We start from the raw sequence: 9,606 nt of genomic DNA on the forward strand, positions 1-9,606 counted from the left end.
CGTTGATCTTGCCGGGTCCGATGAAGTGGCCCTGGCTATCGGCGGTGAGTACGATCTTGTTGCCCGCCCCTTTGCCTTTGACGCTGACCGGCGACTCGCCCATGTGCAGCGTGGCGCGCTTGCCCGCAATCTCCACCACCGCCTCGTCGTTGGCGGCCGACACCAGCTTCACACCCAAATAGGTTTCGCCCGGGGCCACGCTTTTGGGGGCGCGGCCATCGACCAGCAGCAAGGCCTTGCCGCCCATCATGCCGCTGAGGGCGACGGTTTGGGCTGCCGCGATGGAGCCGACCACCAAGGCCGCAAAGGCAATGGCAAACCGGGTTTTCATCAGACCGACAACTCAACGGGAATACAACACACTCCCCAGGCGAGCGAAGCAACGCCCCTTCGAGAACACCGCAGAACCGGCTTTGCCGGGCTGCTGGTGTTGCCCCCTGCAAGGGGGTTGGCGGCCACACGAAGTGGGCAAGCCTGGGGGTGTTCCATAGTTAGTCGCGTTGGTTGTTGAAGCTGATGGGCAGGTCGGTGATTTCTTTGCGGATCACCGCCATGGCCGCCTGCAGGTCGTCGCGCTTGGCCCCGGTGATGCGCACCGCGTCGCCCTGGATGGCAGCGGTGACCTTGAGCTTGCTGTCCTTGATGGCACGCGTGATCTTTTTGGCGACCTCGGTTTCAATCCCGTTGCGCACCTTGACGACGATCTTGACCTTGTCGCCGCCCATTTTCTGCACGTCGCCTTTGTCCAGAAACTTCACGTCCACGCCTTGCTTGGTCATTTTGTTGGTCAGCACGTCCATGATCTGGTCCAGCTGGAACTCGGCATCCCCGATAAGGGTGATTTCCTTGTCTTTCAGCTCGATGCTGGCCGCAGTGCCCTTGAAGTCGAAGCGGGTGGTAATTTCTTTGGCAGAGTTGTCTACCGAATTGCGCACTTTGGGCAGATCGGGTTCGCAAACGGTATCGAATGAAGGCATGGTTTTCTCGGGAAAATAGGGGCGGATTCGGGGCCTGATGGCAGATGGCCCGCCGCCCGGTGGGACAATCCGGCCATGTTAATCGAGAAAAATGTTCCCCTGCGCGGCTACAACAGCTTTGGCATCCACGCCCGCGCCCACACCCTGGTGCGTATCCGCAGCGAGGCCGATCTGCTTGCGCTGCGTGCCGATGCCACGCTGCAGCCGCAGCCCAAGTTTGTGCTGGGCGGCGGCAGCAATATCGTTATCACTGGCGATGTGAAACCCGTGGTGCTCAAGGTGGAAGTGCCGGGCAAGCGCCTGGTGCTAGAGACCGACAAAGCCTGGATTGTGGAAGCCGGTGCCGGAGAGAACTGGCACGACTTTGTGGCCTGGACCCTGGACCAGGGCTACTGGGGGCTGGAAAACCTGGCCCTCATTCCCGGTACTGTGGGCGGCACACCGGTGCAAAACATCGGCGCCTACGGTGTAGAGCTGCAAGACCGGTTTGAGGCGCTGGATGCGGTGGATTTGCACACAGGAGACAGCTTTACGCTCAACGCGGCCCAGTGCGCGTTTGGCTACCGCGATTCGGTCTTTAAGCACCAAGGTGGCATGGGCCTGGAAGGCCGGGCACTGATCACCCGCGTCCGCTTCCATCTGCCCAAGGCCTGGAAACCCGTGCTCGGTTACCTCGATCTGGAAAAGAAGATGGCCGCAACGGGTGTGGCCGCACCCACGGCGCGCCAGATATTCGACTGGATTTGCGAGATCCGCCGCGCCAAACTGCCCGACCCACAGGTGCTGGGCAACGCAGGCAGCTTCTTCAAGAACCCCACCGTCAGCGCCGAGCAGTGCGCCGACATCATCGCCCGCGAGCCCCGCGTGGTCTATTACCAGCTGGCCAACGGCACGGTAAAGCTGGCCGCAGGCTGGTTGATCGACGCGTGTGGCTGGAAGGGCAAGTCGGTCGGCAACGCCGCCGTGTTTGAGAAGCAGGCGTTGGTGCTGGTGAACCGTGGCGGTGCCGAGCACCCTGCCACGGGCGGCGAGGTGATGACGCTGGCCAAAGCCATCCAAACCAGTGTCTATGAACGCTTTGGAATCCGCCTCGAACCAGAGCCGGTGGTCGTTTAAATCAACCGAAGTGGCAAATGTAGTGGTACGGCGCTGTCACGCGGATTTGGAATGAGGCGTTACCGGGAACGCTGAACTTTTCGCCTTCGCCGGAAGTGACCCACACGTCCGTGCCGGCCAGCATGTATTCGCAGCTTCCGCCCACGCCTTCCATGATCTCGGGTGCGCCGGTGTTGAAGGTCAGCGTGGCGGGCAGGATCACGCCGACGCTTTTCTTCGTGCCATCGGCAAAGGTGATGCCGTGGCTAATGCATTTGCCGTCAAAGTAGACGCTGGCTTGGGTGGTAACGGTGACGCTGGGGATGTGGGTGGTGGTCATGGACAAAAACAGGTTTGCTATGGGTTATGTAGCTGCCAGCGCAGGTGGAGCCTGCGCTGGTGGCACTTTTTATCTAAACTTTCAGCTACGCGTACCCGGATTTTAACGAGGCTGAGCACGTGTTCACATGGGCGGCGTGAAGCCGTTGCGGCCCGCCAGAATACGCTGCGCGGTGGGCTTGCCGCCTACCTCTTGGGCCATTACCAGCACCTTGGCGCCTGGCACCAGCAGGCTGGCATCGCCGGGTTTAAAGGTGACCACCGGCACGTTGGCGGGCACCAGCAGCTTCTTTTCACCGTCTTTGTATTTCAGCGTCAGCGTGCGGCCATCGCCCGAGGCCACCAGATCGGCCACGGTGGCGTTAGTCATGGTGCTTTGCGGCTGCAGATCCCAGGGGTAATGGCCTTCGCCCGCGCCGCGTGCGGCCTCGGGGAACACCAGCACTTCCAGCGCCAGTTGGCTGCCGTCGGCCTGCGGCATGGCGGCCGTGCCGATGAAGCTACCGGTTTTGATGTCGGCCAGGGCAATCGGCAAAACCTCGGACACCGGCGTGGCAGGTGTCATCACCAATTGCACCACTTCGCCGCTGCGCTCCTTGAGGGTGATGCTGCCCGCTTCCACCTTCTCAATGGTGCCGCGCAAATGCACGGTGGGTGCAGTGGCCTGGGCGAAGACGAGGGCGCTGGCGCTGCACAGGGCCAAGCTGGCTATCAGGTGTTTGATCATGGTGTGACTGGGTGGTTTAGTGGAAGACCAGCCAGTCTAGGCACTAAGCAGGAATCTTGTCGGCCCAGGCATCCGGGCTAAAGCCCACTGTAAGGACATCGCCGCCCCATTCCACCACCGGGCGCTTGACTGTGCTGGCGTGCGCCAACATCACCGCCTGGGCGCTGGCCGCATCGACCACGCTGGCCTGGGTAGCGGCGTCCAGCTTGCGCCAGGTGGTGCCCTGGCGGTTCAGCACTTTCTCCCAGCCCAGCGCCTGGGTCCAGGCCGCCAGCCGGTCGGCGGGCACACCGGCTTTTTTGAAGTCGTGGAAGGTATAGGGCAAGGCGTGGCTGTCGAGCCAGACGCGGGCCTTTTTGACCGTGTCGCAGTTGGGGATGCCGTAGAGGGTAATCATGGCCAGATTATGGTTTGCTGTAATTGCTAACCCCCAGGCTACGCACTACGTGTCTTCGCCAACCCCCTTGCAGGGGGCGAACCTAGTGGCCCGGCAAAGCCGGTTCCACGGGTTCCTGGACTGGGAGCCGTTGTGCCCGTTGTTGGGTGGATGACGTTTGCGACAATAGGGGTTATGCAAACTTTGAACGACTGGCTGGCGCATTGCGAGCGGCTACACCCCACCACCATCGAACTCGGCTTGGACCGCGTGCGCACCGTGGCCCAGCGCATGGGCTTGGCGCTGACCTGCCCGGTCATCACCGTGGCGGGCACCAACGGCAAGGGTTCCACCTGCGCCATGCTGGAAGCCATCCTGCTGCAATCGGGCTACCGCACGGGGGTCTACACCTCGCCGCATTTGGTGCATTTTGAAGAGCGCTGCCGGATTGGTGGTGAAATTGCCGATGCTGCGGATTTTGTAGCGCACTTTGCAGCGGTGGAGAGCGCCAGGGGCGATATTTCCTTAAGCTATTTCGAGTTCTCTACCCTGGCGATTTTGGCGCTGATGGCCGAAGCGAAGCTGGACGTGGCGATTCTGGAAGTGGGCCTGGGCGGGCGGTTGGATGCCGTCAACATCATCGACACCGACTGCGCCATCATCACCAGCATTGACCTGGACCACATGGAATTTCTGGGCACCACCCGCGAAGCCATCGGCTTCGAGAAGGCCGGCATCATGCGCGCGGGCAAGCCGGTGGTGGTCAGCGACCCGGTGCCGCCGCAAAGCGTGCTGGACCACGCCCAGGCCATCGGTGCCGACCTGTGGCGCTTTGGCGAAGATTTCAATTTCTCGGGCGACAAGCAGCAGTGGGGCTGGGCCGGGCGCGGGCGGCGTTACGCAGGCCTGGGCTACCCAGGACTGCGCGGTGCCAACCAGCTGATGAACGCCTCTGGTGTGCTGGCGGCGCTGACCGCGCTGCGCGACCGGCTGCCCATCACCGCCCAGGCGGTGCGCACGGGCTTGTCGATGGTCGAACTGCCTGGCCGCTTCCAGATCGTGCCTGGCCAGCCCACCCTGGTGCTGGACGTGGCGCACAACCCACACGCGGTGGCGGCGCTGGCAGCCAACCTGGATGCCATGGGCTTTTATCCCACCACCCACGCGGTGTTTGGGGCCATGGCCGACAAGGACTTGCTGCCCATGCTGGCGCGCATCGGTCCGTTGATCGACCGCTGGTATTTCACCGACATGCCCACCCCCCGCGCGGACACGGCAGCGCACTTGCAAACCCAGTGGCAAGCCCAAAATACCCGTAAAGATGCGGCCAGCACGGTGCACGCCGACCCCATGCAGGCGCTGCAGGCGGCCATCGCTGTCGCAGACCCCGCTGATAGAATCGTGGTCTTTGGCTCGTTTTATACGGTCGGCGGCGTCCTCCAGGGCGGTATTCCCCGGCTGACTGCCAAACACATGGGTTCTTGACTCTCCAAAGCATGGCATTTTTCAAGTTTCGCCCCAGCGGCTCCAAAGGCGACGAACAGTCGGCAGGCCCCGCTGAAACCATCGACGGCATGCGTCGCCGCGCCCGGCACCGGCTCATCGGTGCTGCTCTTCTGGTGCTGGTCGGCGTGGTCGGTTTCCCGCTGTTGTTCGACACCCAGCCGCGCCCCATTGCGTCCGATATCCCGATCGACATCCCCGACAAAGCCAAGGTCAAGCCGCTGAACGTCGTCAAGGTCGAAAAAGCGGTCGAAACCGAGGTGCCAGTGACCACTCCCCCCAAGGAGGCCAAAGAGCCCAAGGTGTCGGCTGAATCCAGCTTGGACCCCAAGGAAGAAGTAGTGCCCTCCCGGCCCGTGGCTAAGCCCGAAAAGCCTGCCAAACCAGAGCCCAAGCCTGAAGTCAAACCCGAATCCAAGCCCGTCCACAAGCCCGATGACGACGCGGCCAAAGCCCGCGCGCTATTGGACGGCAAAGCCGTTGCCGATGCAGGCGATGGCCGTTTCATCGTCCAGGTGGGTGCTTTTGCGGATGCCGACAAAGCCCGTGAAGCCCGTCTGAAACTGGAGCATGCGGGCTTGAAAACCTACACCCAGGTCGTAGATACCAAAGATGGTCAGCGCACCCGGGTCCGGGTGGGGCCGTTCACCAGCAAGACCGAGGCCGAAAAAGCCGCCAACAAGATCAAGGGCATGGCTTTGTCCGCCTCGATCTTGTCCTTGTAAGTGCTGGCTTCCGTGGCCCTGCTGGACTGGGCCGTGCTGGGCATTTTGTTCGCGTCCTTTTTGTTGGGCGCGTTCCGTGGGCTGGTGTACGAGGTGTTGTCGGTGCTGGGCTGGATAGCGGCTTTTGTGGCGGCACAGTGGTTTGCCGCCGACGTGGCCGCCAAGTTGCCCATGGGTACGGCCTCTGGCACGCTGCGGTTTGCGGCCGGATTTGTGCTGGTGTTTGTGGCGGCTGCGTTTGCCGCCGGGCTGGTGGCCCGTTTGATTAAAACGCTGGTGCAGGCCGTGGGCCTGCGACCGGTGGACCGCGTGCTGGGGGCTGTGTTTGGCCTGCTGCGCGGCGTTATTTTGGTGTTGATCGGCGGTGTCGTCGTCCACCTGACCGGCATGCACCACGGTGCATGGTGGCAAGAATCTCGCAGCGCCGGTGTGGTCACCGAAGTGCTGCACACCGCCCGGCCCCTGTTGCCGGAGGCTTTTTCTAAATTTTTACCATGACGCAAGTCACTCGCTAGGGAATAAACCATGTGTGGAATCGTTGGAGTTGTCAGCAACGCCCCTGTGAACCAGTTGATCTATGACGCCTTGCTGCTGCTGCAGCACCGGGGCCAGGATGCGGCGGGTATCGCCACCCAGCTGGACCGCAAGTTCTTCATGCACAAGGCCAAGGGCATGGTGCGCGATGCGTTCCGTACCCGTGACATGCGCGGCCTGCCGGGCAATTGCGGCCTGGGCCAGGTGCGCTATCCCACGGCGGGCAATGCCTACAGCGAAGAAGAGGCGCAGCCCTTTTACGTCAATGCGCCCTTTGGCATCGTGCTGGTGCACAACGGCAACCTGACCAATGCCCACGCGCTGAAGGCCGAGTTGTTCAATACCGACCACCGCCACATCAATACCGAGAGCGACTCCGAAGTGCTGCTCAACGTGTTGGCGCACGAGATCGAGAAATCCACCCGTGGCCTGCCGCTGTCACCGATGGACGTGTTTGCCGCCGTGCGCAATGTGCACCGCCGAGTCCGTGGTTCGTACGCCGTCATCGCCTCTATCGCGGGCCACGGCCTGCTGGCGTTCCGCGACCCGTATGGCATCCGCCCGATGTGCATGGGCCGCGCGCCTGGCTCGGTGATGTTCGCCAGCGAATCCGTGGCCCTGGAAGGCACCATGCACACCCTGGAGCGCAATCTGGCCCCCGGTGAGGCGGTGTTCATCGACCTGGAAGGCAATGTGCATGCCCAGCAGTGCGCTGATGCGCCCACGCTGAACCCCTGCATCTTTGAATACGTTTACCTGGCCCGGCCTGATTCGGTGATGGACGGCATCTCGGTCTACCAGGCGCGTCTGAACCTGGGTGAGACCCTGGCCAAGCGGGTGATTTCCACCGTGCCGCCGCAAGACATCGACGTGGTGATTCCCATCCCCGAGTCCAGCCGCCCTAGCGCCATGCAGTTGGCGCAGTTGCTAGGCCTGCCGTACCGCGAAGGTTTTGTGAAAAACCGCTATGTGGGCCGCACCTTCATCATGCCCGGCCACGAAGTGCGCAAAAAGTCGGTGCGCCAAAAGCTCAACGCGATTGCCAGCGAATTCAAGGGCCGCAACGTGCTGCTGGTGGACGACTCCATCGTTCGCGGCACCACCTCCAAGGAAATCGTGCAAATGGCCCGCGATGCCGGTGCCCGCAAGGTCTACATGGCCAGCGCCGCGCCGCCGGTGCGTTTCCCCAACGTCTACGGCATCGACATGCCGACCAAGGACGAACTGGTGGCACATGGCCGCACGGTGGAACAAATTCGCGAGCTGATTGGTTGCGATGCGCTGATTTACCAGGATGTGGACGGCATGAAGCGCGCCATCTGGGCCGCCACCGACACCACAGCCGGTTCGCCCAATATGCCTATCAGCGGTTTCGATGCCTCTTGCTTTGACGGTGTGTACGTTACCGGTGACATCACTGGGGACGATATCCAGCGCATGCGCGACAACCGCCCGGTGGAGCAAGAGTCGGGGGGCGACAACTCCCGCCTGGCCCTGCCGAATGCCGAACATGCTTAATTTCTGAGATTGTTATGAAGACCCGCACCCGTTTCGCCCCATCGCCCACCGGTTTTATCCACCTGGGCAACATCCGTTCCGCCCTGTACCCCTGGGCCTTTGCCCGCGCTACCGGTGGCGATTTCATTCTGCGCATCGAAGACACCGACGTGGAACGCTCCACCCAGGTGGCGGTGGACGTGATCATCGAAGGCATGCAGTGGCTGGGCCTGAACTACGACGAAGGCCCTTTCTACCAAATGCAGCGCATGGAGCGTTACAAGGCCGTGCTGGCCGATATGGTGGCGGCTGGCCATGTCTACCCCTGTTACATGTCGGTAGCCGAGCTCGATGCCCTGCGTGACGCGCAAATGGAAGCCAAGGAAAAGCCCCGTTACGACGGTACCTGGCGGCCCGCCGACGGCAAAACCCTGCCTCCTATTCCCGCAGGTGTGCAGCCCGTGCTGCGCTTCAAGAACCCGCAGGGCGGGTCGGTGGTGTGGGAAGACAAGGTCAAGGGCCTTATCGAGATCAGCAACGACGAGCTGGACGACCTGGTGATTGCCCGCCCCGACGGCACGCCCACCTACAACTTCTGCGTGGTGGTGGACGACTTGGACATGGACATCACCCACGTCATCCGGGGCGACGACCACGTCAACAACACCCCGCGCCAGATCAATATCTTCCGCGCCCTGGGCAAAGAGCCGCCGGTGTACGCCCATCTGCCCACCGTGCTGAACGAGTTGGGCGAGAAGATGAGTAAACGCAACGGTGCCAAGCCGGTGACGCAATACGCCGTAGAAGGTTACCTGCCCGATGCCATGGTCAATTACCTGGCCCGCCTGGGCTGGAGCCATGGCGACGACGAAATCTTCAGCCGCGAACAATTCCTGCAGTGGTTCAACCTGGACCACCTGGGCAAGAGCGCAGCGCAGTTTGACGAAGCCAAGCTGCGCTGGGTCAATGCCCAGCATTTGAAAGCCATGGCCGACGACGCATTGGCGGAGCTGGTGGCGGTGCATCTGCAAGCCAAGGGCATTAGCGGCGATGAGCGCCTGCCTGCCATCTGCGGCCTGTTCAAAGACCGCTGCGACACCACCGTGGTGCTGGCCGATTGGGCGGCTACGTTTTACGCCGATGTCACGCCCAAAGCCGACGAGCTGGCTCAGCACGTTACGCCGGCCATCCAGCCCGCGCTGGCTTTGCTGCGCGAGAAGTTGGCGGGCTGCGTCTGGGACAAGCCCAACATCGCCGCGGCCATCAAGGAAGTCCTGGCAGCGCAGGGCCTGAAGATGCCGCAACTGGCCATGCCGGTGCGGGTACTGGTAATGGGAACGGCCCAGACGCCCTCGCTGGATGTGGTGCTTTTTTTAAGTTCTCGCGAAAAAGTTTTGCAGCGCTTGCAAACATCGTAATTCTCGCGCTATAATTTGAGGCTTGGAAGGTTAACAACAAAGCAGCGCTTACAAGGCAAAGCAAGGTTGGTAATTAAGTTGGGGGGTATAGCTCAGCTGGGAGAGCGCTTGCATGGCATGCAAGAGGTCAGCAGTTCGATCCTGCTTACCTCCACCACTAATTTCAAGTGTGGAAGTTATTTTTGATAACGTTGTTCCAAGGTTTTGACCCTATCGTCTAGAGGCCTAGGACACTACCCTTTCACGGTAGGTACCGGGGTTCGAATCCCCGTAGGGTCGCCAAGTTGTAGCGCTTGGGTATGTTGCTCGTTAGAGCTGTGTGCCGAAAGCTATCTACCAGGAGTGGTAGTTCAGTTGGTTAGAATACCGGCCTGTCACGCCGGGGGTCGCGGGTTCGAGTCCCGTCCACTCCGCC

At 61.8% G+C, this 9,606-nt stretch carries 10 protein-coding genes, 3 tRNA genes and 1 pseudogene; 9 read left to right on the top strand and 5 right to left on the bottom strand.

Annotation, left to right across the window (positions count from 1 at the left end; genetic code table 11):
* Both ABI213_RS21270 and ABI213_RS21275 read right to left on the bottom strand, forming a co-directional pair.
* A pseudogene (locus ABI213_RS21270) lies at positions 1-331 on the bottom strand (TIGR02281 family clan AA aspartic protease); the annotation flags it as partial.
* Between the two features lie 160 nt (positions 332-491).
* Positions 492-977, bottom strand: coding sequence for a YajQ family cyclic di-GMP-binding protein (locus ABI213_RS21275; protein WP_348007597.1), 486 nt, complete (start codon positions 975-977; stop codon positions 492-494).
* 75 nt (positions 978-1,052) lie between these two features.
* On the opposite strand from ABI213_RS21275, the gene murB reads away from it, so the two are divergent.
* Positions 1,053-2,093 carry a UDP-N-acetylmuramate dehydrogenase gene (gene murB / locus ABI213_RS21280; protein ID WP_348007598.1) on the top strand — a complete coding sequence of 347 codons (1,041 nt, stop codon included), beginning with the start codon at positions 1,053-1,055 and terminating at the stop codon, positions 2,091-2,093.
* 1 nt (position 2,094) lies between these two features.
* On the opposite strand, the gene ABI213_RS21285 is transcribed toward murB, so the two are convergent.
* The 3 genes from ABI213_RS21285 to ABI213_RS21295 all read right to left on the bottom strand — a co-directional run bounded on the left by ABI213_RS21285 (position 2,095) and on the right by ABI213_RS21295 (position 3,535).
* Complete coding sequence (locus ABI213_RS21285) at positions 2,095-2,412, bottom strand: pyrimidine/purine nucleoside phosphorylase (protein WP_348007599.1); 318 nt, start codon at positions 2,410-2,412, stop codon at positions 2,095-2,097.
* A gap of 123 nt (positions 2,413-2,535) precedes the next feature.
* Positions 2,536-3,138 carry a hypothetical protein gene (locus tag ABI213_RS21290; protein WP_348007600.1) on the bottom strand — a complete coding sequence of 201 codons (603 nt, stop codon included), beginning with the start codon at positions 3,136-3,138 and terminating at the stop codon, positions 2,536-2,538.
* A gap of 43 nt (positions 3,139-3,181) precedes the next feature.
* Positions 3,182-3,535, bottom strand: coding sequence for an ArsC family reductase (locus ABI213_RS21295; RefSeq protein ID WP_348007601.1), 354 nt, complete (start codon positions 3,533-3,535; stop codon positions 3,182-3,184).
* A gap of 174 nt (positions 3,536-3,709) precedes the next feature.
* Here ABI213_RS21295 and folC point away from each other — a divergent pair, with 174 nt between their 5' ends.
* The 8 genes from folC to ABI213_RS21335 all read left to right on the top strand — a co-directional run bounded on the left by folC (position 3,710) and on the right by ABI213_RS21335 (position 9,604).
* Positions 3,710-4,999 carry a bifunctional tetrahydrofolate synthase/dihydrofolate synthase gene (gene folC / locus ABI213_RS21300; protein WP_348007602.1) on the top strand — a complete coding sequence of 430 codons (1,290 nt, stop codon included), beginning with the start codon at positions 3,710-3,712 and terminating at the stop codon, positions 4,997-4,999.
* An 11-nt stretch (positions 5,000-5,010) separates the two neighbouring features.
* The gene (locus tag ABI213_RS21305; RefSeq protein ID WP_348007603.1) at positions 5,011-5,742 is read left to right on the top strand and encodes an SPOR domain-containing protein; all 732 of its coding nucleotides are present in this window, start codon (positions 5,011-5,013) and stop codon (positions 5,740-5,742) included.
* Positions 5,743-5,754: 12 nt separating this feature from the next.
* On the top strand, positions 5,755-6,240 hold the full coding sequence (locus tag ABI213_RS21310) for a CvpA family protein (RefSeq protein ID WP_348007633.1): 486 nt from the start codon (positions 5,755-5,757) through the stop codon (positions 6,238-6,240).
* A gap of 27 nt (positions 6,241-6,267) precedes the next feature.
* The gene (purF, locus tag ABI213_RS21315) at positions 6,268-7,794 is read left to right on the top strand and encodes an amidophosphoribosyltransferase (RefSeq protein WP_348007604.1); all 1,527 of its coding nucleotides are present in this window, start codon (positions 6,268-6,270) and stop codon (positions 7,792-7,794) included.
* A 14-nt stretch (positions 7,795-7,808) separates the two neighbouring features.
* Positions 7,809-9,191 (top strand): glutamate--tRNA ligase, encoded by a 1,383-nt coding sequence (gene gltX, locus ABI213_RS21320; protein ID WP_348007605.1) that lies wholly within the window; start codon positions 7,809-7,811, stop codon positions 9,189-9,191.
* 81 nt (positions 9,192-9,272) lie between these two features.
* A tRNA-Ala gene (locus tag ABI213_RS21325) sits at positions 9,273-9,348 on the top strand.
* Positions 9,349-9,397: 49 nt separating this feature from the next.
* Positions 9,398-9,473, top strand: a tRNA-Glu gene (locus ABI213_RS21330).
* A gap of 57 nt (positions 9,474-9,530) precedes the next feature.
* Positions 9,531-9,604: transfer RNA gene (locus ABI213_RS21335), tRNA-Asp, on the top strand.
* Positions 9,605-9,606 lie beyond the last annotated feature (2 nt).

It is taken from the genome of Rhodoferax sp. (assembly GCF_039922535.1).
Lineage (GTDB): Bacteria > Pseudomonadota > Gammaproteobacteria > Burkholderiales > Burkholderiaceae_C > Rhodoferax_B.

Coding starts and splice junctions, on each gene's coding strand:
- ABI213_RS21275 (WP_348007597.1), bottom strand. CDS start 977: ATGCCTTCATTCGATACCGTTTGCGAACCCGATCTGCCCAAAGTGCGC.
- ABI213_RS21285 (WP_348007599.1), bottom strand. CDS start 2,412: ATGACCACCACCCACATCCCCAGCGTCACCGTTACCACCCAAGCCAGC.
- purF (WP_348007604.1), top strand. CDS start 6,268: ATGTGTGGAATCGTTGGAGTTGTCAGCAACGCCCCTGTGAACCAGTTG.
- murB (WP_348007598.1), top strand. CDS start 1,053: ATGTTAATCGAGAAAAATGTTCCCCTGCGCGGCTACAACAGCTTTGGC.
- folC (WP_348007602.1), top strand. CDS start 3,710: ATGCAAACTTTGAACGACTGGCTGGCGCATTGCGAGCGGCTACACCCC.
- ABI213_RS21305 (WP_348007603.1), top strand. CDS start 5,011: ATGGCATTTTTCAAGTTTCGCCCCAGCGGCTCCAAAGGCGACGAACAG.
- ABI213_RS21290 (WP_348007600.1), bottom strand. CDS start 3,138: ATGATCAAACACCTGATAGCCAGCTTGGCCCTGTGCAGCGCCAGCGCC.
- gltX (WP_348007605.1), top strand. CDS start 7,809: ATGAAGACCCGCACCCGTTTCGCCCCATCGCCCACCGGTTTTATCCAC.
- ABI213_RS21295 (WP_348007601.1), bottom strand. CDS start 3,535: ATGATTACCCTCTACGGCATCCCCAACTGCGACACGGTCAAAAAGGCC.